At 30.4% G+C, this 20740-nt stretch carries 23 protein-coding genes; 21 read left to right on the top strand and 2 right to left on the bottom strand.

The window, feature by feature from the left end:
* The first annotated feature begins 49 nt into the window (after positions 1-49).
* The 15 genes from I6U48_RS00320 (at position 50) to I6U48_RS00250 (ending at position 12485) form a co-directional block, all read left to right on the top strand.
* Positions 50-271 carry a HypC/HybG/HupF family hydrogenase formation chaperone gene (locus I6U48_RS00320; RefSeq protein WP_218318403.1) on the top strand — a complete coding sequence of 74 codons (222 nt, stop codon included), beginning with the start codon at positions 50-52 and terminating at the stop codon, positions 269-271.
* A gap of 2 nt (positions 272-273) precedes the next feature.
* On the top strand, positions 274-1359 hold the full coding sequence (gene hypD / locus I6U48_RS00315; RefSeq protein WP_218318402.1) for a hydrogenase formation protein HypD: 1086 nt from the start codon (positions 274-276) through the stop codon (positions 1357-1359).
* 98 nt (positions 1360-1457) lie between these two features.
* Positions 1458-1958 carry a GNAT family N-acetyltransferase gene (locus tag I6U48_RS00310; RefSeq protein WP_218318401.1) on the top strand — a complete coding sequence of 167 codons (501 nt, stop codon included), beginning with the start codon at positions 1458-1460 and terminating at the stop codon, positions 1956-1958.
* A gap of 279 nt (positions 1959-2237) precedes the next feature.
* Positions 2238-3359 carry a YibE/F family protein gene (locus I6U48_RS00305; RefSeq protein WP_246615139.1) on the top strand — a complete coding sequence of 374 codons (1122 nt, stop codon included), beginning with the start codon at positions 2238-2240 and terminating at the stop codon, positions 3357-3359.
* A 4-nt stretch (positions 3360-3363) separates the two neighbouring features.
* Entirely contained in the window at positions 3364-4131 is a 768-nt protein-coding gene (locus I6U48_RS00300; RefSeq protein WP_218318399.1) for a YibE/F family protein, read from the top strand.
* A gap of 383 nt (positions 4132-4514) precedes the next feature.
* Positions 4515-5198, top strand: a complete 684-nt coding sequence (locus tag I6U48_RS00295) for a response regulator transcription factor (protein ID WP_218318398.1) — start codon at positions 4515-4517, stop codon at positions 5196-5198.
* Positions 5198-6565, top strand: a complete 1368-nt coding sequence (locus I6U48_RS00290) for a sensor histidine kinase (RefSeq protein ID WP_218318397.1) — start codon at positions 5198-5200, stop codon at positions 6563-6565. The genes I6U48_RS00295 and I6U48_RS00290 overlap by 1 nt, the downstream gene beginning before the upstream one ends.
* Before the next feature lie 120 nt (positions 6566-6685).
* Positions 6686-6838 (top strand): hypothetical protein, encoded by a 153-nt coding sequence (locus I6U48_RS00285; protein WP_218318396.1) that lies wholly within the window; start codon positions 6686-6688, stop codon positions 6836-6838.
* 344 nt (positions 6839-7182) lie between these two features.
* Positions 7183-8229 (top strand): C40 family peptidase, encoded by a 1047-nt coding sequence (locus tag I6U48_RS00280; RefSeq protein WP_218318395.1) that lies wholly within the window; start codon positions 7183-7185, stop codon positions 8227-8229.
* 112 nt (positions 8230-8341) lie between these two features.
* On the top strand, positions 8342-8575 hold the full coding sequence (locus I6U48_RS00275; protein ID WP_218318394.1) for an SHOCT domain-containing protein: 234 nt from the start codon (positions 8342-8344) through the stop codon (positions 8573-8575).
* Positions 8576-8711: 136 nt separating this feature from the next.
* Entirely contained in the window at positions 8712-9407 is a 696-nt protein-coding gene (locus I6U48_RS00270; RefSeq protein ID WP_218318393.1) for a response regulator transcription factor, read from the top strand.
* 56 nt (positions 9408-9463) lie between these two features.
* Positions 9464-10888 (top strand): sensor histidine kinase, encoded by a 1425-nt coding sequence (locus I6U48_RS00265; RefSeq protein WP_218318392.1) that lies wholly within the window; start codon positions 9464-9466, stop codon positions 10886-10888.
* 357 nt (positions 10889-11245) lie between these two features.
* Entirely contained in the window at positions 11246-11557 is a 312-nt protein-coding gene (locus I6U48_RS00260; RefSeq protein WP_218318426.1) for an MGMT family protein, read from the top strand.
* A 32-nt stretch (positions 11558-11589) separates the two neighbouring features.
* A complete protein-coding gene (locus I6U48_RS00255) occupies positions 11590-11952 on the top strand; it encodes a VOC family protein (protein WP_218318391.1) in 363 nt (120 codons plus the stop codon).
* A 308-nt stretch (positions 11953-12260) separates the two neighbouring features.
* Complete coding sequence (locus tag I6U48_RS00250) at positions 12261-12485, top strand: hypothetical protein (RefSeq protein WP_218318390.1); 225 nt, start codon at positions 12261-12263, stop codon at positions 12483-12485.
* A gap of 69 nt (positions 12486-12554) precedes the next feature.
* Here I6U48_RS00250 and I6U48_RS00245 read toward each other — a convergent pair whose 3' ends face one another.
* Positions 12555-13094 carry a TetR/AcrR family transcriptional regulator gene (locus I6U48_RS00245; protein ID WP_218318389.1) on the bottom strand — a complete coding sequence of 180 codons (540 nt, stop codon included), beginning with the start codon at positions 13092-13094 and terminating at the stop codon, positions 12555-12557.
* Positions 13095-13295: 201 nt separating this feature from the next.
* On the opposite strand from I6U48_RS00245, the gene ftsH reads away from it, so the two are divergent.
* The 3 genes from ftsH (at position 13296) to I6U48_RS00230 (ending at position 17474) form a co-directional block, all read left to right on the top strand.
* The gene (ftsH, locus tag I6U48_RS00240) at positions 13296-15116 is read left to right on the top strand and encodes an ATP-dependent zinc metalloprotease FtsH (RefSeq protein WP_218318388.1); all 1821 of its coding nucleotides are present in this window, start codon (positions 13296-13298) and stop codon (positions 15114-15116) included.
* A gap of 188 nt (positions 15117-15304) precedes the next feature.
* The gene (locus I6U48_RS00235) at positions 15305-16918 is read left to right on the top strand and encodes an L-lactate permease (RefSeq protein WP_218318387.1); all 1614 of its coding nucleotides are present in this window, start codon (positions 15305-15307) and stop codon (positions 16916-16918) included.
* Between the two features lie 163 nt (positions 16919-17081).
* Positions 17082-17474, top strand: a complete 393-nt coding sequence (locus I6U48_RS00230) for a hypothetical protein (RefSeq protein WP_218318386.1) — start codon at positions 17082-17084, stop codon at positions 17472-17474.
* Positions 17475-17655: 181 nt separating this feature from the next.
* Here the strand turns inward: I6U48_RS00230 and I6U48_RS00225 are convergent, their stop codons facing one another.
* Positions 17656-18573, bottom strand: coding sequence for a cation diffusion facilitator family transporter (locus I6U48_RS00225; RefSeq protein ID WP_218318385.1), 918 nt, complete (start codon positions 18571-18573; stop codon positions 17656-17658).
* Positions 18574-18849: 276 nt separating this feature from the next.
* Between I6U48_RS00225 and I6U48_RS00220 the strand changes: the two genes are divergently transcribed.
* The 3 genes from I6U48_RS00220 to I6U48_RS00210 all read left to right on the top strand — a co-directional run bounded on the left by I6U48_RS00220 (position 18850) and on the right by I6U48_RS00210 (position 20735).
* Positions 18850-19128, top strand: coding sequence for a hypothetical protein (locus tag I6U48_RS00220; protein WP_218318384.1), 279 nt, complete (start codon positions 18850-18852; stop codon positions 19126-19128).
* Positions 19129-19151: 23 nt separating this feature from the next.
* Positions 19152-19952, top strand: a complete 801-nt coding sequence (locus tag I6U48_RS00215) for a hypothetical protein (RefSeq protein ID WP_218318383.1) — start codon at positions 19152-19154, stop codon at positions 19950-19952.
* 120 nt (positions 19953-20072) lie between these two features.
* Positions 20073-20735, top strand: a complete 663-nt coding sequence (locus I6U48_RS00210; RefSeq protein WP_218318382.1) for a response regulator transcription factor — start codon at positions 20073-20075, stop codon at positions 20733-20735.
* Positions 20736-20740 lie beyond the last annotated feature (5 nt).

Below are 20740 nucleotides of genomic sequence, written 5' to 3'. Positions count from 1 at the left end.
CACTATTTAAGTATTGCAGATGCCATTATTGAGAAAGGGGAAAGGGCAGATGTGTATTGCCATACCAGCTAAAGTTATAAATATTAATGGAGACTATGCTTTTGTGGATATCATGGGGGTAGAAAGCAGCATAAATATACAGCTTATAGAGAAAGTTAACGTAGGAGACTATGTCTTAGTTCATGCAGGATGTGGTATACAAAAAATTGATATAAATTATTTTAATTATCTTCAAGAGGTACTTAAAGAAACACTTAAAAGTGAGGATTAGTTATGAATAGCAAAAGTTTAATATCTAAGTTAATTAAAGATATACAAGCATCATCAGTAGAGGGTTTAAACATTATGGAAGTATGCGGTACTCATACTCAGGCTATATCAAAACTAGGGATAAGAGAATTAGTTTTCCCTAAAATAAATTTGTTATCTGGACCAGGATGTCCGGTATGTGTTACGCCAATTTCATATATAGATGCAGCAATAGAGCTTTTAAATAAAGAAAATGTTATTTTGGCAACCTTCGGAGATTTGATGCGAGTGAGGGGAACTAGCGAAAACTTAATCAATCAGAGGGAGAAAGGAAAAAAGATTCAAATTATATATTCACCATTAGACGTTTTGAAAATCGCAAAAGATAATAGAAATGCAGAAGTAGTATTTTTAGCTGTTGGTTTTGAAACCACAGCACCGTTAGTTGCTTTATCCATAGAAACAGCTAAAAAGAATAATATCAACAATGTTTCTTTTTTTACAAGCTTAAAATCAATGAAACCAGTTATGGATAGGATATTAAAGGATAAACATCATCAAATAGGTGGGATAATTTGTCCGGGGCATGTTGCAGTTGTTAAAGGAGCTGAGTACTTTAGATTTATATCAGAAGAATATAATATTCCGGCAGTGGTTGCAGGTTTTGAGGCATTAGATATATTAGGAGCCATACATTTTTTAGTACATCAGCATAACGGTAAAAAAAGAAGCTTCGAAAATTTATATAAAAGATGTGTAACGCCACAGGGAAACTTATTTGCAAATAAGCTAATGGAACAAGTTTTTTCACTATATAGTTCAGAGTGGAGAAGCATAGGTAACATAGAAAAGTCTGCATTTTACATTAAAGATAAGTATGAGGACTATGACAGCTTAAAAAAATTTGATATTGAGATAAAAGGTAATACAAATGATCAAAACTGTATTTGTAGTGAGATACTATTAGGACGAAAATTACCTAACCTATGTAGATTGTTTGGAACTTCATGTAAGCCTGAATCGCCTATAGGACCTTGTATGGTATCCTCTGAAGGGTCCTGTGCTGTATTTTATAAATATCAAAAGATACGTAACTATATCACTTACTGAAAAAGGTAATAAGCTTTATGAAGGCATTGAAGAGGAAATAAATTTATAGTTCGAAAAAATTTACAATACAATAATAATGAGTAAAGGAGTACGTAAAGATGAATTATGAGATTGGGGTAATGATAAAAGAAGATTGGGAAGAAGTGGCAAGAATTTATTTGGAAGGAATTAATACTGGTAAAGCTACGTTTCAGTCAGATATTCCTGCTTGGGAAAATTGGAATAACAGTCATATAACTTCATGCAGGTTAGTAGCTCGCTTAGGAAATAAGATATTAGGATGGGCAGCATTGAGTCCAACTTCCAGTAGATGTGTTTATGCAGGTGTTGCAGAAGTGAGCATATATATAGGAGAAGAATATAGAGGAAAGGGCATAGGAAAAGCACTCTTAACAAATTTAGTTAAGCTATCTGAAGAAGATGGATTTTGGACATTACAATCTGGAATTATAAGAGAAAATGCTGCAAGTATAGCGCTGCATAAAGCATGTGGGTTTAGAGAATTAGGCATAAGAGAAAAAGTTGCAAAAATGAGTAATGGTAAATGGCATGATGTAGTTTTAATGGAACGTAGAAGTAAGGTAGTTGGAGTTAACTAATTAATATAAAGAAAGGGATAACCATGAAGTCATGAGCACAGTGATCATAATAATATAAGTGCAGTAAAGAGTAGTCTTATACACATAAATGAGATGGTTGAGTTTTCAAAACATAGAATAGATATAAAAGTTTGTCACTGCGGGAACTTAGGGCATATCCTAAGTTCTAATCATGTGGAGGAAATAGGAAATGTATGTTATAATAAGCCTAAAATGAAAAGGAACAAGGGAATTATGTCAAAAATTTTATTGTACAAACACAAATTGATGTCATTATTTATGAATATTAAAAATAATAAGCGAAATAAATTTATTTTTATCGCTGTAATGTTGTTAATTATTGCTTCAATTCTTAGCTGTTATTCTATGTCTGCAAATGAAAGGTTTTATAATAAAACTATAGCAAAAATAACATCAATAACGGAAGTGAATTCCAAGATGGAAGATATGAATGGAAAAGAGGAGCAAATAAAAAAGCAAAATATTAAAGCAATTATTATGAATGGAGTTCACAAAGGAAAAGAAATTCAGCTTCAGAATACTACATCCTATTCTCAGGTAAATGATTTGAACTTAAAAGTAAATGATGAAGTTTTCATATCAATTCAGGAAAATGAAAATAAGGGAATAATATCTTCTAAAATACTTGATCTTAAACGAGATAGGTATATTGCATATATTACAATTTTGTTTATGTTGTTAATTTTGCTAATAGGCGGGCTCAAAGGCTTCAGATCTTTAGCCAGTGTAATAATTAACATTATAATTTTTTCTATTATAATACAAATGTTTTTACATGGGTTTAATTTAATGTTAATTTCCATAATAGCCAGTATTTTGTTTGCCATTTTGTCTATATCAATTGTATGCGGAGTAAACAAAAAAATGATTTCTGCAGCTATAGCCACATTTGCAGGGACTTTTATATCCATGCTAGTTGCAGTTGCAGTAATAAAATTAAATAATTGGAATGGCGTTCATTTTGAGGAAATGGAATTTCTTACACACCCCCCAGAACAAATATTTATCATTGAAATATTGATTGGTACTTTGGGAGCAATAATGGATATTGCTATTTCTATTTCTTCATCTATAAATGAAATTTACGATAAAAATCCTGATATTGAGAAAAATGTCCTCATTAATTCAGGAAGAGAGATTGGAAAAGATATTATGGGAACTATGGCAAATACTTTAGTTTTTGCTTATATTAGCGGAAGTATTCCAGTTATACTTCTTCTACTTAGAAATGGTTACCCTATTTCTTTCATAATTAATATTAATCTTTCGCTTGAAATTATTAGAGCACTTACTGGGAGTATAGGAATTGTTTTAAGTATTCCTATTGCAATTTACATATCTGTTATGCTTTTAAAAAAACGCAGAATTGGAGAAGTTTAAAATTATGAATGTATCTTGGATGCTGTTAATTATTTTGTTTGTTTTAATGGTTATATTTGGAGGCAAAAGAGGATTGAGATCATTTTTTACCTTATTAATGAACTTTGTAATTTTGTTTATTATGTTTATATTTATAGATATCAGATTTGATCCAATTAAAGTAACGATGATTGGCTGCATTATCATAACCTATATTAGTTTAATTTATATTAATGGCTTTAATATAAAGACAATCTCGTCTTTAATATCAGTTACTGTAGTTGTGCTATTAACAATGCTTATAACCTATAAAATAGGAAATGATGCAAGAATACAGGGATTTGGTCCAGAGCAATCTGAAACTCTTACAGGCCTTTCTATTTATGTTCAGTTGAATTTTGGAAAGATAGTTATTTGTCAAGTTCTAATTGGGTTATTAGGTGCAATTATTGATGTATCAATATCCATATCCTCGTCAATGTTTGAGATATATAAAAGTGATTTGTCTGAAACAAAACGCAGCATATTTAAATCAGGAATGAATATTGGTAAAGATATTTTAGGTACAATGACAAATACATTGCTCTTTGCATACATAGGTGGATTTATGACATTAATAATATATTTTAGTGAACTTAATTATTCGGTAGGAGATGTATTGAATGCAAAAGTGTTTTGTTCAGAAGTATTTCAAATTCTATGCGGTGGAATAGGAATTATACTTATTATACCTGTTACTGCATTTATAACGTCAACAATTTTATCTTCTAAAATTGTCTGGAAGCAAGATTAATCATATTTTACGATTCTGAGCGGTGATAAAAATGGGGATGTTGTATTTAGGCAAAGACGACCGAGAGTAGAATTATGCTCCGAGAGAGGTTATCAAGCTTTAGCACTATAAAAATTTTTATAGGTTACTTTAGCTTTGATAACCTCTCTGCGTATAATTCTACCTATTCCAGCGACAAAAGGTGAAAAGGTTCGAATAATTGGCAAAAATCCAGACAATTTTATAAAGTTTCTTAGTAACAAACTTTAAAGTGTATCTAATTTAGAAGAACACTATAAAGTTTATATAACAGTATAATCTACATATAATCTTTATAAAATTTAGTTATTATAAGAATTAATAAAAGAATTAGTTTTTTACAATATAAAATTGAGGTGAGTAACATGAATAAAATTTTAATAGTAGAAGATGAGGAAAAGGTATCTAATATTCAAAAGGCATATTTAGAAAAGGAAGGTTATGAAGTATATACCTCAATAACTGGGCTAAAAGCCTTAGAACTCTTTGATTCAATGGAGTTTAGTTTGGTAATACTTGATTTAATGTTGCCAGATATTCAAGGAGAGGAAATATGCAAAATTATAAGAGATAAGTCTGATGTGCATGTATTTATGGTTACAGCTAAATCTTCATTAGAAGACAGAATAGAGGGCCTAAATATAGGTGCAGATGAGTATTTAGTTAAACCTTTTAGTCCAAGGGAATTAGTTGCTAGAGTTAATGCTTTATTTAGACGGTTAGGAGCAAACGAAAGTCTAGTTTTATCTTTAGATAATGAAAATATACAAATATACAAAGACAGTAGAATTATAAAAGTTAGAGGACAAGAAATATCCCTTACGCCTAATGAATTTGATATTTTATATGTACTTGCAATAAATAAAGGAAAAGTTCTTAGTAGAGAACAATTAATTGATAGGGTATTTGGTATGGATTTTGATGGATTTGACAGGACTGTAGATGTTCATATAAAAAATATTAGAAAGAAAATAGAAGAAGACAGCAAAAATCCTAAATATATTTTGACAGTTACAAGGTTAGGATATAAGTTTGGTGATGAGAGTTGATGTATAGTATTAGACGAAAGTTAAGTATTATAATTTTAGTTTGCTCTATATTAGCAGCACTTCTAACTGCTATTTTTGTAAATACTACAATAAGTAATAAGTTTAGTGAATACATGGTAAATAACCAAAATAAAAGAAATGATAGAATAGTGCAGTATTTTCAAGAGGTTTATAAAAGAGATAAAAAATGGACAGTAGATTCAGGAAGTGAAATGAAGCATGAGGCATATATGAGTAATTATTGTATAACTCTCTTAGATTCAAGTAAAAGGTTGGTTTGGATGATGGATCCAAATGATATTAAAGAAAAAGAGCATTTTAAAGCTTTAGATAATAAAAGTGGAGTTTTTACCACGAATAATTTCCCAATTAACTACAATGGAAGCGTTGTTGGTTATGTACAGATAGGCCAATATTCCTCAGTATTGCTATCTGCTGAAGATGTGAATTTTAAGTTATCCATTAATAAAGGAATTATTGCTAGTATTTTTTTAAGTCTTCTTATTGTAATAATTATCAGTCTGTATATTTCAAAACAGTTTTCAGTACCTATTAGAGAAGTATCAAATGTATCAGTAAAACTATCTAATGGAGATTATAATTCTAGAACTAATGTGGATACAAATATATTGGAGATTGAAAAACTTAGAAGCAGTATAAATTCCTTAGGAGAGAAACTTAATCATCAGGATTTGTTAAGAAAAAGACTAGTCTCTGATATTTCCCATGAAATAAGGACTCCACTAAATATTCTTCAAAATAACTTAGAAGCTATGATTGATGGAATCATTCCAGTAAATACAGAACAATTGATGGGATTAAATGATGAGGTGATTAGGTTTGGAAAACTTTTAAATAACCTAAATACTCTAAAGAAGTTTGAAGAAGAGACAGTTTCTATTGATAAAGAGAAAGTATTATTAGATCAGCTGTTATCTTTGGTATGTGATGATTTTTCAATCGCATTAAAAGAAAAGAATATAGATTTAGTATTTAATATAAAACCGGATAAAAACTATGGTGTAATTGGTGATGAAAGTAAATTAAAACAGGTATTTATTAATCTTTTATCTAATGCAGTAAAATTCTCAAATTATGGTGGAAAGGTTTGGATAAATTTAACTAAAGATAAAGAGGATATTATTGTCAGTATAAGAGATACTGGAATTGGAATTAGTAAAGAAGATTTACCTTTTATATTTGAAAGACTTTATAGAGGAGATAAGAGCAGAAATAAAATAGAGGGAAGTGGAATTGGATTAACTATAGTAAAGGATATTTTAACTTTACATTCAGCTTCTATTGAAGCTCAAAGTGAAGTAGGTAAAGGGTCCATATTTACTATACGATTTAAAGATTTTGATTAAAATCTTATTGTTTAGTAGTAATCATATAGTACTCTTCATATTTTGAATAAAGTTAAGAATTTAGAGAAAAATAAAATTTAGAAGCATCAATATAAAAAATAATTAGGGAGGAAGTCGTAAATGTCAGATAGAGATAAAGATGAAATAGAATCTAAAAAAAATAAAATCTTAAATAAATTAGAACATGGAGTAAATGAATCTGGAAGTTGTGATTATCCTAATATACAAAGATCTAGTTTAACTTCTAAGGAGAAAGAGTTGTCAGATGAGTAAGGTTTACTTTAAAATAATTAAAACTTGAAGAATTATGAGTTATATAAAAAACAAAAATCTGAGATGTCATACTACATTTCAGATTTTTTATTTTACTTGTGGTTTGATATAAATAATTATGGAATCTATAAAAGTCTACATAAAATCTACATAAAATTCTTGTATAATGTAAAATAATGTATGTTTTGATAAATTGGAATAAATTGTGACATTCCAAATCTTTGGGTATTTTGGTAAAATACCTAATATGAGATTATGTCAATTCAATGAAATGTATTATTTGGCATAAATGTATTAATTTACATATTAGTACTAAATAAACCTTAAAGTTAGGAGAGATAACATTGAATAAAAAATTAAAGCAGCTTTTAATGATATTAGCATTTACAGTAACAATGAATGGTGTGGTTTTTGCACAACCGACATCAAATAACAACATTTCATATTCAAAGGTTCAAGAGCTTGAAAGAAACATAGAAAATTTGGACAACCAAATAGAAGATGTAATGGACAAAATCAATGATAATAAAAAACAAATTCAAATAAAAGAAAAGGATATTAAGAATTCAGAAAATGAATTAAAGACAGCTGAAAATGACATAAAAAAGGAACAAGAACTATTTAGTAAGAGAATGAGAGTACTTTACATAAATGGATCTACTGGATACTTAGGTATGCTTCTAGATTCTAATGGAATTGAAGACTTTATTTCGAAAGTCGATATGGTTAGCAGAATTATAAGTTTTGATAACAAAATCATTTCAAATTATGAGATAAAGCAAAAGAATATTGCTGATAAAACGAATAAATTAAAAGCAGAAAATCAAAAATTATTAGCCTTGAAATCAGAAAATGAAAGAAAATTAAATGAACTTAATAAAAATAAAGACGATCAGAAAAAGTTAATTGTACAGGCTAAAGAACAACAAAGACAATATGCAGCAGTTGAACAAGCTTCAGTAAGTGTAGCTGTGAAGCAAGTTACTAACATAAGGTATGCAGCACCTAAGATAACTCTATCAAGGGGAGGCTCACCTATAAGTAATGATAATGTTGTAGCATACGCTTCAAATTTTCTAGGAACACCATATTTATGGGGAGGAACTACACCAAGTGGGTTTGATTGTTCCGGTTTTACTCAATATGTATATAGCCACTTTGGAATTTCTGTAGGGAGAACTACATATGATCAGATAAAAGATGGAGTAGGTGTATCAAGAGATCAATTACAGCTAGGAGACTTGGTTTTCTTTGGCAAAGGTGGTAACCCTACACATATGGGAATATACGTAGGTAACGGTGCGATGATACATGCTCCTCATACTGGAGATGTAGTTAAGATTTCACCAATTGATAGAAGAGATTATATAACAGCTCGTAGAGTTAAATAATCAGTAAAATATTTTAGAAAATGAATTTCTCCATAATTTCTCCACAGTTACAATTTATAATTAACTCAAATAAAAGATTAAAAAATTAATGTTTATAGGAGGAGGAATTATTATGTTTTGTAGATTTGGAAGTTCAGGTTTTGGATTTAACTCATGGATGCCTATGATGATGGGTTTTAGAATATTAGTATTCATAGTTTTAATAGTACTTGGATTTAAACTTATAAAAAGTTATACAACAAACTCTAGTGGGTCTTTAAAAATACTTGATGAAAAGTTTGCTAGTGGAGAAATTAGCGAAGAAGAATATACTAAGAGAAGAACTATTATAACACAGAAAAGATAGATAACTTAATTCAAAAAGAGCTAACTGAGCCACCCTTTAGTTTTTAAAACTAGAGGGTGCATTTATATTTATTGATAATAAATATATAACATATGATAAAATTAAAAAAAGATTCTATGATAAAGAGGTGTTAACGATGAGTGATAAAAAGACAATATTAGTAGTGGATGATGAACCTAAGATTGTTGAAGTAGTAGAAGCTTATTTAAAAAAAGAAGGCTTTGAGGTGCTAACTGCTGAAGATGGTGAGAAAGCATTAAAATTATTTAAGAGTGAAGTAATACATTTAGTGGTTCTAGATTTAATGCTGCCTAAGATATCAGGAGAAGAGATTTGTAATAAAATAAGAGCAGCATCAGATATACCTATAATTATGTTAACAGCAAAATCAGAAGAAGACGATAAAATTGAAGGTTTGGCTATTGGAGCAGATGATTATTTGACTAAGCCTTTTAGTGTTCGTGAGTTAGTTGGAAGAGTAAAGGCCTTAATTAGAAGGTCGTACAGAGAGTCCAGTCCTCTTGCTGATTATTTGATTTTTAATAATGGTGATTTAGAGGTAGATGTAAATAAAATGAAAGTAAAAAAAGCTGGTGTGAACATAAACTTAACTACTAATGAATTTAAAATACTGTTAGCATTATTAACGAATCCAGGTCAAGTGTTTTCAAGGGAACACTTAGTGCAAAAAGCTTTTGGAGTAGAATATGAAGGTTTTGACAGGACAATTGATAGTCATATAAAAAATATAAGACAAAAAATAGAGGATAACCATAAAGACCCTAAATATATTATTACTGTATACGGTATGGGGTATAAATTTGTAAATTAACAAGAGTCATAATAATTTAAAATATTCTAGGTTTATAATAAGTGGGGTGGACTAAAGTGAAAATGTCCTTGATGAAAAAGTTATCTGTAGGTTTTCTTCTCACTGTAGTAGGTGCCATATTAATAGCAGGCTTTATTTCAAATTATATGGTGGGAAAAAAGTTCAATAATTATTTAGTAGATGAGCACAAAGATAAAGTGAATAAAATCGTAGTTACTGCTCAGGATTTATATAATGATAAAACTGGATTTACGAATTCCAATAAAGACGAATTACTACGATATGCAGTATTAGAAGAACTTTATATACAAGTTAAAGATATAAATGGGAATATAATATTTGATTCAGGTAATTCTCATCTTCAGCATAAAAACATGATGGAATCAATGATGGGAAACATGATGCAAAATGGAATGGGTAAGTATTCTAATATGAGTGTAGGAGAATACAAAGAAGAGACACATCCTTTAGTAAAAGATAAAAAAAATATTGGTACAATAGTTGTTGGATATTTTGGAACCTCATATCTAAGTCAAGGAGCACTGACTTTTAAAATGACATTGAATCATTCTTTTATACTTTCAGGTTTCATTGCATTAATGTTTGGATTAGGAATAAGCTTTATTTTAGCTAAACAGATTACGAAACCATTAGTTAAAATAACTAAAACTGCTAATGAAATGAGAAAAGGGAATTTAGCTGTTCGCTCGGATATTAAAAGTAAAACTAAGGAAATAGAAGAATTATCTGCTTCAATAAATTATTTAGCAGAAACTTTGCAAAATCAGGAAATGCTTAGAAAAAGAATGACTTCTGATATGGCACATGAAATTAGAACTCCCCTTACTACGCTTAAAACTCATATAGAAGCATTATTAGATGGAATATGGGAACCAACAGAAGAAAGGCTTCAGGGTTTTTATGATGAAATAGAAAGATTAACAAGCTTAGTAGATAATCTACGTAATTTAGCAAAATTAGAGCAAGCAGATTCAAAACTGAATAAGACAAAATTTAACTTATCAAGTGAATTAGAAAAAACCATATCAAGCTTTGAACCTTTATATTCAAAAAATAGTCATACTATTATGTCTAATATTGATAAAAATGTATGGGTGTATATGGATAAAGATAAGTTGAAGCAGATAATGCATAACTTATTATCAAATGGTTACAAATATTTAAAACCTCAGGGGAAAGTAGTAGTAGAGCTTAAGAAAGAAAAGGAGGGCATTTGTATTAAAGTTCAAGATAATGGAATAGGTATTCCAGAAAAAGATATACCTTATATTTTTGAGAGGTTTTATAGAACTGATTTATCCCGAAATAAAAATACAGGTGGCTCAGGAATAGGGCTGACTATTACTAAAAGTTTAGTAGAGTCCCATGGTGGAAAAATAAGTGTGGAAAGCAAAGAAGAAGAGGGGAGCATATTTACAGTACAATTTCCCAAATGGATAATTTGTGAAATTGGTAAGTAGGAGTAGTAACTGCTGCGTAGACGCAAATCTTCTCGAATTTATTAAATATACATGAGTCAGAGTTCTTCTTTTTAATTAAAAAACAGTGTCATAGATGGAACTAAAAGAGATAAGTTTGTATTAAACATATTAACTAGTGTAAGTATTAGATAATCTTAGGATTATTTCCACTTATCAGGTTGAATTGGTATATTACTTATTATAAAATGGATATTAATAAATGTAAATTCAAATTTTGAATATGGTAATTATGTAGATAAAGCTAGTTCACAAAAAGAATGGTTAAAAGCAAATTTAATTTACTTAATAATATTGAAGATTAAAGATTAAACTAATTTAAGGAAGGAGGAAAATGATATTGAAGGTTTTTTTTTAGAGGTCTATGAAATGGTGTCACAGATACCAGAGGGCAAGGTAGCTACCTATGGACAGATAGCTTTGCTATTAGGTGAACCGAGAAGTGCGAGAATTGTAGGTTGGGCTATGAGATCAGCACCAGGAGATCTTAACTTACCCTGCCATAGAGTTGTTAACAGGCTGGGAGAGATGTCGCCAGAATATGTTTTTGGTTCATCGGAACTTCAAAGGACTATATTAGCTTCAGAAGGAGTTACTTTCAAGGAAAATGGATGTGTAGACCTGAGAAAACATTTGTGGAGTGGAACTTAATTAATAAAATTAATTTAGGGAGGATTTAAATTATGAAATTTTGCTGGTGTACATTAATGGTTAAAAGCATGGAGGAATCTTTAAAGTTTTATAAAGAAATAGTCGGTCTTGAGGTAGAAAGAACATTTAATGCAGGACCAGGAGGAGAAATAGCATTTTTAGGAGATGGGGAAACAAAGGTTGAGCTTATATGTAATGAGGCTTCAAAGGAAGCAAGCTTTGGAAAAGACATTTCCCTTGGTTTTGAAGTGGAGTCAGTGGATGAAATGATGAATTTTGTTAAAGAAAAAGGAGTTGATATACATAGTGGACCATTTCAGCCAAACCCACATGTTAAGTTCTTCTATGTATTAGATCCAAATGGATTAAAAATTCAGTTTGTAGAGAATATTTAATAACAATATTTGTTCATAGGTTTGGTACTATAGTATATACTTTTAATAAACAGAGAATAAGTTTTTCAGAAAATAGATTGTTACAAAAAATATCAACAAAATTTATAAGTAGAAAATCGCTAATCAGATAAATTGCTTAGCGATTTTTTGTATTTATAAGTTAAAATATTTAATGTGAAGTGGACAGGATTCAATATGATAGTATTGAAATACAGTTTTCAGATAAAGTAGAACAGGGATTAAGTATACTCAACTTTACTATAGGATGACCTTAAAAATTATCAAAAAAGATCAGGAAGATAGGTAAAATGTTAAAGGTATTAATATTAGATGGTGATGCATTAAATAGAACAGACTTAAATACAAATATTTCCTGGGAAAAAGAGAGGTATGAAACATATGGAGAAGCGCTTAATGACTTAAATGCAATAAAATATGTAGCAAAGATAGTAAAGTTTACTGTAAATCAACGTTGCTTTGATCAAAAGCAAAAATATTGTTTAATTCTATTCATATTAGATTTAATAAATTAAAATTAAGAGGCAGATATAAGAGTAATTTTATTATTATATCTGCCTCAATAAATTATCGAAAAATAGAAATCAATAGCATTCCTTTGATAAGTTGACGAGTCTTTCCATAAGCTCAGCTTTTGTATTCTCTGGAAACACTTCCAGTCCTAAAAGGTTAGAAAATGCTATACCATCACATGCAAAACTTATTATCAGTGCCATAATTGGATCTTTACAGTCATTGATTTTCTCAATCCATTCTTTACGTTTTTCTAGGACAGGATGAAGAAGGTCTTGCTTTGAGGCAACTGCAGCAAGAAGACAGTACATAGTGTTTGTATCAAGTTTACATTGATTGAATTGCTCATAAATAAAAGATACCAGCCAGTTACAAGGAGAAGCTTCGGATAGAGTTTTCTCTCTTTCAGAAACTCTAGACTGGAATAAAGTAATGTAATTTTCTATAAGTGCTTTGATTAATTTGTCCTTGCTTGGATAGTGATGCAGCAGTCCACCTTTGCTTATGCCAGCTGCTTTTGCAACTTCATCTAAGGTGAAGCAATTCAGGCCTTTTTCTGCAATAACTTTATTTGCTACATTTAGGATTCTTTCCTTACTTGAACTATTCATAATATTAACTTCTCCTTTCAAAAAAATTAACAATTTTCACTCTTTAATAAGAGTATAAATTATGTTATAGTATAATAACAATAGATACCGACCAGACGGTAAGTTAATCTTATCAAAGTAAAAAATGCTTGTCAAGGAAACGATTGGGGTAATAAGTATGAATAGGATAGAAGTAATAATTAAGTTTTAAGGAGGAAGATTATGTTGCAAAAGAAAAAGCGTTTAGCAAGTTATATTGTGGCCACTTTAATTGTTACACTGCTAATAAATGTGGCTGTAACCTGGATTTTTAAGTCTGCTTCTCAAGAAATAGACTATGGTACGTTTCTTACGATGGTTCAAAACAAACAGATAGAATCAGTAGAGATTGAAGATGATAGAATTTTAATAACTCCAAAAGACACTCAGAATTCTTCATCTAGTGATAAGAAAATTTACTATACTGGTACTTTAAATGATCCACAACTAGTTGAAAAACTTCATTCAGCTGGAGTAAAATTTTCAACACCGGTTAAAAATATGCAATCTCCTATTTTAACCTTTATACTCTCATGGATATTACCTTTTGCTATGTTCTATTTTCTAGGTGGATTCTTAATGAAATCTTTAGGCAAGAAAATGGGAGGCGGCGCTATGTCCTTTGGGAAGAGTAACGCAAAGGTATATATTGAGAAAAAGACTGGAATTACTTTCAATGATGTAGCCGGCCAAGAAGAGGCAAAGGAGTCACTTAATGAAATTGTAGACTTTCTCCATAAGCCATCAAAATATACTGAGATTGGAGCAAAGCTACCTAAGGGAGCATTATTAGTTGGGCCTCCTGGAACTGGAAAGACCTTGCTTGCTAAAGCAGTAGCAGGAGAAGCAAATGTACCATTCTTTTCTTTATCCGGTTCAGATTTTGTTGAGATGTTTGTGGGGGTTGGTGCTTCAAGAGTTAGGGATTTGTTTCAACAAGCGGAGAAAAATGCTCCTTGTATTGTGTTCATTGATGAAATAGATGCAATAGGAAAAAGTCGTGATAGCAAGCTTGGTGGAAATGATGAGCGTGAACAAACCTTAAACCAACTACTTGCGGAAATGGATGGATTTGATTCATCAAAAGGTGTTGTTATACTTGCGGCAACTAATAGACCAGAGATACTAGATAAAGCTCTTTTACGACCTGGAAGATTTGACCGAAGAGTTATTGTGGATAAACCCGATCTTAAAGGTAGGGAAGAGATACTTAAAGTTCATGGAAAAAATGTTAAGCTTGACAGCAGAGTGAATTTTGGAGAAATAGCATTAGCTACTGCAGGTGCTGTTGGAGCGGACCTTGCTAATATGGTAAATGAAGCAGCTTTAAGAGCTGTAAGAATGGGCAGAGACATAGTTAGACAGGAGGATTTATTTGAAGCTGTGGAGACTGTTATAGCAGGTAAGGAGAAGAAAGACAGAATTATGACAGAAGAGGAAAAGAGCTTAGTCGCCTTTCACGAGGTAGGTCATGCTCTCGCAGCTGCCTTGCAAAAGCAAACACAGCCAGTGCATAAAATTACGATTATTCCAAGAACAATGGGAGCACTAGGCTATACAATGCAAATGCCAGAGAAAGAAAAATTTCTTATTTCTAAGGATGAATTAGTAGAGCAAATAGTAGTTCTTTTAGCTGGTAGAGCAGCTGAAGAGATTGTCTTTAAAAAAGTAACTACAGGAGCTTCAAATGACATTGAAAGAGCTACTGGAATTGCAAGACAGATGGTAACTATATATGGTATGTCAGATAAATTTGGCATGATGGGTTTGGAATCCATACAAAATAGATATCTAGACGGAAGACCAGTCCAGACTTGCTCTACTGAAACTTCAGCAGAAATTGATAAAGAAGTTCTTCAAATTATAAATAGCTGCTATGAAAAATCATTAAGTATTTTAAAGGATAATATGGAAGCACTTTGCAAGATTTCATCACATCTTCTTCATAAAGAGACTATAATGGGTGATGAATTTATGGAAATATTAAACTCCATACCTAGATAATTTAGACATAATAACTATATATATTTGAAATAAAAAGTTACAAAACCCAGTAGAAATTATTTGCTTTCTACTGGGTTTATTATGTTAGTTGCTATTTCTTGATTTTATAAGTCAGAACTTTGACATTTACATATTAGGATAACTATGGTATTACATAGATATATGTAAGTCTATAAGGTGGTGTTTATATGAATTTACCAATAAGTATAACGATGTGGATATTAGCGCTGTTCCCCATACTGATTCTTCTTATTTTGATGATTAAGTTTCAATGGGGCGCACCTAAGGCGGCTCCAATTGGACTCATTATTACTATAATAAATAGTATTATATTTTTTAAAGCAGGAATGGTTGTTATAAGCACAGAATTATTAAAAGCTATGTGGAATGCATTTACAATTATAATTATTATATTTACGGCTATTTTGATGTATGAAGTCACTAATGAAGCGAAGGCCTTTAAAGTTCTAAAAAATAGCATGGAGAAGATTGCACCAAATGAACTTCTTAGAATTATAGGAATTGGAGTTGTTTTTGCAAGCTTTCTTCAAGGAGTAACAGGTTTCGGAGTGCCAGTTGCTGTTACAGCTCCTCTATTAGTTGGTATAGGTGTTAAGCCTATGTGGGCAGTTATAATCCCCTTATTAGGACACAGCTGGGCTGGTACTTTTGGTACTCTTGCAATTGCTTGGTTATCTCTTATTATGCAAACAGGAATAAAAGATATACTGTTAATAAAGCAAACTGCTTTTTTTGCTTGTAGTTTTATATGGATTTTAAATATTACTGCAATTACAGTAATATGTTGGTTTTATGGTGGAAAAAAAGCTGTCAGAAAAGGCTTTTTAGCAATATTGATTATTTCAACAGTTCAAGGTGGTGGACAACTTTTATTTTGTCAGATAAATCAAGTACTAGCCTGCTTTATTCCTAGTTGTATTGCACTTGCTGCTTTCTTACTCTTAAGTAGAAGTAGATATTACAAAAAACATTGGGAGATAGAAAATAGTAAAATAATGAGCAGGAATTTAAGTAGAAAAGAAATGGTCTTTAGTGTTAAGGAAAATATGAATATTCATCAAGCATTTATACCATATTATGTTATGACAGTAATAACCTTAGTAGTGCTTCTAATTCCTAAAATAAATAGTTTTTTAGGACATTGGAGCATAGCGTTAAACTTTAATGAAACTAGAACTGGTTATGGTGTTGTAAATCTAGGAGTGGAGTCGTACTTACCTATAAAGCCTTTAACGAATGCAGGAACATTTCTATTTATTTCAGCTGTATGTGGATTTGTATATTATTTAAGCAAGGGGTATCTTACAGGAGAATCTGGTAAATCTATTTTGAAAAGAGCTGTAAAAAAGACAATACCTTCAAGTATGGCAGTAATGTCACTAATAATGATGTCTAAAGTTATGGGAGGAACAGGTCAGACCACAGTGCTTTCATTAGGTATTGCTAAAGTTCTTGGTTCCTATTATTCTATAATAGATCCTTTCATAGGACTTTTGGGTTCTTTTATGACAGGCAGTAATATGTCATCTAATATAATTTTTGGAGACTTTCAATTAACAACCTCAAAAATTCTTAATTTAAAAGCTTCAGCAATCTTAGGTGCTCATACTGCTGGAGGTGCTATTGGAACTGCGATATCTCCCGGAAACATTGTTCTAGGAACGACTACTGCAGGAGTTCTTGGAAAGGAGGGAACTGTATTAAGAAAAATACTGCCTATTGCTCTAATTTTAACATTAATTTTTGGATTAATTCTCTATGGTGCTCAAATTGCATTCTGATAAAGAGTACTAAGTAACGTATAATAAGTTTACTTAAAATTAATATAATGTTTATTGAAAACATATACTATATATGATAATCTATATCTACATAAAGAATATACCTATAAGTCGTGCAGTTCTATATAACAATTTTTAGCAATGATGATGGAGGAGGATTTTATTGAATTTTAGAAATTACTTATATAAAATTTCATACTATTTAAGAGATTCTTATGGCTTTGATAATTTTTCTAAGTGTTTGTTCATTTTAGGATTTATACTTTCTATCAGCAAATATACTATCATAGCTGGATACGCTATACTTATTTATGGAACTTGGAGAATACTGTCAAAGAACAAATATAAAAGACAGAGAGAATTATTAGCATTTGAAAATTGTTTTTTCACTATAAAACGCAGTTTCTATAGATGTAAATCATCTATTATAGGATTTCGTCAATATAAAATATTTAAATGCCCAAAGTGTTCTCAGAAACTGAGGGTTCCTAGAAAGAAAGGAAAGGTAGTTATTACCTGTAAGAAATGTGGAAATGAGTTTAGAGGAAAGGCTTAATATAGAAAACAAACACGGACGAAAGTAGACTTATGCTCCGGGAGATGTTTCCAAGCTTCAGTATGACAAAAAGTTTTATATGTGGCTTTCAGCTTTGGAAACACCTCTCTAAGTATAAGTCTATTGTCTGGTATGGGTATCTATATATAAATAATAGGTTAGTTTAATTAATCATAAATTATTATACTGGTTCTATATGTATTATTAAATGAATATTTAAATCTTCGGAAATTTCTTTTTCTGCTTTATCTATAATTCTGTGGATTTCTTCCAATGAAACATCTCTAGGTACTTCCGCATGAATAGAAGCTAAAATTTTTCGTGGACCGTAGTTATGAATTACTAAATCATGTACGCCTTCAATGAAGTCATACTCTTTAACTTTAAGAGCTATGTTTTCTACCAATTGAGGATCTGGAGCTTCTCCAAGTAGGGGATTGAGAGTGTCTTTTATTAATATGTAGCCTGAATATAAGATAAACATTGAAACTAATAAACCTATATACCCATCTACGACCAAGTTAGTGTATCTTGATAAAATTAATGAAAAGATTATGCAGGCACATATAATTACATCTACAAAGGCCTCAATTGAAGATGCCTGAAGTGCAGAGGAATTAATTGATTTTGCTATAGTTTTATTAAATTTACTTATCCATATTTTTATCACTATGGAAAATAACAAAACAGCTAGATAAACCCATTGAAATTCAGTTTTAACAGGATTTATTATTCTCTTATAGGATGATTTAACAAATTCAATGCCTATGAATAAAACAATAAATGAAATTAATAGTCCAGATATATATTCGACTCGTCCATGACCAAAAGGATGTTCCTTATCTGCAGGTTTTGATGCAAGCTTAAATCCGACAATGGTAATAACAGAAGAAGTTGCATCCGATAAGTTATTCATAGCATCTGCAATAAGGGAGATACTATTAGATACTCTTCCAATTACAAGCTTTGATCCAGCTAATATTATATTGATTAAAATTCCCATGGTGCCACCTAAGTACCCATATTTATCTCTAACTTTAGGATTCTCTACATTTTTATAATCTTTTATAAATCTACTAATTAGAAGTTCTGATAGCATACTTAAATACCTCGTATAATCTAAATTTGTCAATTCTAGTATTACCTTTTTTACATGAAAATATAAGCAATTATTTTTTCAGCCTATCTTATTTATAAATCTATATTTTCCTTGACTTTTAGACCTTTAAAGGAATTTATACGTGAATAATTTTATCTGATACATTTGTGAGCTCATCACAAATCTTCATATTCACACAATTTCACATAATTATTTAGTATTTCCACCATAAAGTTTATATATAATTAAAATATAATTTAAACCGAGGTGATGATATTGAAAAAAAGATTTGCTTTGAAATTAGTAGGCGTGATGATTATATCAGTATTGATATTTGCTGGTTTGTCAGTTAGCGGAAAAATCACAAAACAAAAATTCAGTAATGTAACGTCTGTTAACACTATTACAACTAAAGATGTAAAAAGTATTACAGATAACGATTTAATAAATTCTTCAGCAGAGGATACTCCTACTCAACTAGATTCAGTAGAGGATCAAACAAAGCAGCTTACTCCAAGTGAAACTAATTTATTATTAAATGATGATATAAAGTAATTAATTTTAAGGAGGATAAAGAAATGAAAAAATTTATGTCAATTTTAATCACACTTTCTTTAATTGGAGGATCAACTACATTAGCATTTGCAGCAGGAACTGATACAAGTACTACTGGTCAAACTACAACAACTACTCAAAGCTCAAGTCTTACACCAGAGCAAAAGCAAGCTAGAGATGCATTTTTAAATGTACATTCTGATTATATGAATCAACTTACAACATTAAGGCAGCAAACAAAAGATGCTGAAAATGCCAATAATACAGTGGCTAAACAAATAAGGGATAAGCTTAAATCAAAAACAACGTTAAATTCAGATGATGTGGCTAAATTAAAAGATTTGGCTAGTCAAAGAAAAGCCTTAGTAGATCAAGCAAAACAATTACATCAGCAGATGACTACTTTAAAAAGCCAATACAAAGATGCTAAGACTGCCAAAGATACAGATAAAATGAGCAATATTAAACAACAAATACAGGATTTAAACAGTCAATTAAAAGACATAAAAGTTAAAGATGATGCAATTAAGACACAGATTTCACCTTTAAAGGATCAGATCAAGGCATCGAGGGATGCTAATAAACAATTGACAAATAACGTAAAAAGTCAACTTCAGCAGGCTGAGACAATACATCAAACTATAAAAACTCAGGAAACTGAAAAAGCACAGTTATGGAATACTTACAAAGAAAACATCAAAAATAAGGATTATGCAGCAGCTGAGACCACTTTTAAAGCTATACTTGATAAAAAGTCAGCTATTTTAGAAAATATAAAGCAAAGAGGTACAATACTAACACAAATACTCGATTCCTTAAATTAAAATAATATAATATACCTTTACTTCAGTATACACCATTGATATCCTATAGATAGCAGGGTGTATACTGTTGTTTATTTTGTGTTTTAGAATAAAAGAACTCAGATGGAGGAGATTTAAAAAATGAGCTACCAAATATATTTAGTTGAGGATGAGGAAAACTTAAACCATATACTTAAATCTTATCTCGAAAAGGAAGAATTTCAGGTCACTGCCTTTTTAAATGGTGAATCTGCCAGAGGGAGTATAGATAATGAACCTGACTTATGGGTATTAGATATTATGCTGCCTGACATAGATGGGTTTCAGCTATTAAAAGAAATAAAAGAAAAAGATAAGAATGTTCCTATCATTTTTATATCTGCTAGAGATAAAGATATTGACAGAATTATTGGTCTTGAAATGGGCAGTGATGACTATATTTCAAAACCATTTATGCCAAGAGAATTGGTTATAAGAGTACAAAAATTATTGAGGAGAGTTTATAATAACTCTAAAGGTGAGAATATCATTGAACTAGAGGATTATACTATTGATATAGAAAAAAGAATCGTAAGGCTTAAGGATGATGAAATAGCCATGACTTCAAGAGAGTTTGACTTGCTGGTACTACTTATAAATAAAAAAGGCGGTGCTATTACAAGAGAACATATATTAAATGAGCTATGGGGAGATGACTATTTTGGAAGTGATAGAGTTGTTGACGATTTAGTTAGAAGACTAAGAAAGAAATTACCAGAATTAAAGATAGAAACTATATATGGTCATGGATACAGACTATCCTGATAGAA

This window comes from Clostridium thailandense (assembly GCF_019207025.1).
Lineage (GTDB): Bacteria > Bacillota > Clostridia > Clostridiales > Clostridiaceae > Clostridium_AM > Clostridium_AM thailandense.
Note: the sequence above shows the minus strand (reverse complement) of the source record. Positions and strands in the feature narration are given on the sequence as shown.

Bases quoted from the DNA above. Each gene is read 5' to 3' on its own strand.
- I6U48_RS00225 (WP_218318385.1), bottom strand. From the start codon at position 18,573: ATGCTATCAGAACTTCTAATTAGTAGATTTATAAAAGATTATAAAAAT.
- hypD (WP_218318402.1), top strand. From the start codon at position 274: ATGAATAGCAAAAGTTTAATATCTAAGTTAATTAAAGATATACAAGCA.
- I6U48_RS00275 (WP_218318394.1), top strand. From the start codon at position 8,342: ATGTTTTGTAGATTTGGAAGTTCAGGTTTTGGATTTAACTCATGGATG.
- I6U48_RS00285 (WP_218318396.1), top strand. From the start codon at position 6,686: ATGTCAGATAGAGATAAAGATGAAATAGAATCTAAAAAAAATAAAATC.
- I6U48_RS00300 (WP_218318399.1), top strand. From the start codon at position 3,364: ATGAATGTATCTTGGATGCTGTTAATTATTTTGTTTGTTTTAATGGTT.
- I6U48_RS00255 (WP_218318391.1), top strand. From the start codon at position 11,590: ATGAAATTTTGCTGGTGTACATTAATGGTTAAAAGCATGGAGGAATCT.
- I6U48_RS00210 (WP_218318382.1), top strand. From the start codon at position 20,073: ATGAGCTACCAAATATATTTAGTTGAGGATGAGGAAAACTTAAACCAT.
- I6U48_RS00215 (WP_218318383.1), top strand. From the start codon at position 19,152: ATGAAAAAATTTATGTCAATTTTAATCACACTTTCTTTAATTGGAGGA.
- I6U48_RS00235 (WP_218318387.1), top strand. From the start codon at position 15,305: ATGAATTTACCAATAAGTATAACGATGTGGATATTAGCGCTGTTCCCC.
- I6U48_RS00250 (WP_218318390.1), top strand. From the start codon at position 12,261: ATGTTAAAGGTATTAATATTAGATGGTGATGCATTAAATAGAACAGAC.
- I6U48_RS00295 (WP_218318398.1), top strand. From the start codon at position 4,515: ATGAATAAAATTTTAATAGTAGAAGATGAGGAAAAGGTATCTAATATT.
- I6U48_RS00320 (WP_218318403.1), top strand. From the start codon at position 50: ATGTGTATTGCCATACCAGCTAAAGTTATAAATATTAATGGAGACTAT.
- I6U48_RS00245 (WP_218318389.1), bottom strand. From the start codon at position 13,094: ATGAATAGTTCAAGTAAGGAAAGAATCCTAAATGTAGCAAATAAAGTT.
- I6U48_RS00270 (WP_218318393.1), top strand. From the start codon at position 8,712: ATGAGTGATAAAAAGACAATATTAGTAGTGGATGATGAACCTAAGATT.
- I6U48_RS00310 (WP_218318401.1), top strand. From the start codon at position 1,458: ATGAATTATGAGATTGGGGTAATGATAAAAGAAGATTGGGAAGAAGTG.
- I6U48_RS00305 (WP_246615139.1), top strand. From the start codon at position 2,238: ATGAATATTAAAAATAATAAGCGAAATAAATTTATTTTTATCGCTGTA.
- I6U48_RS00290 (WP_218318397.1), top strand. From the start codon at position 5,198: ATGTATAGTATTAGACGAAAGTTAAGTATTATAATTTTAGTTTGCTCT.
- ftsH (WP_218318388.1), top strand. From the start codon at position 13,296: ATGTTGCAAAAGAAAAAGCGTTTAGCAAGTTATATTGTGGCCACTTTA.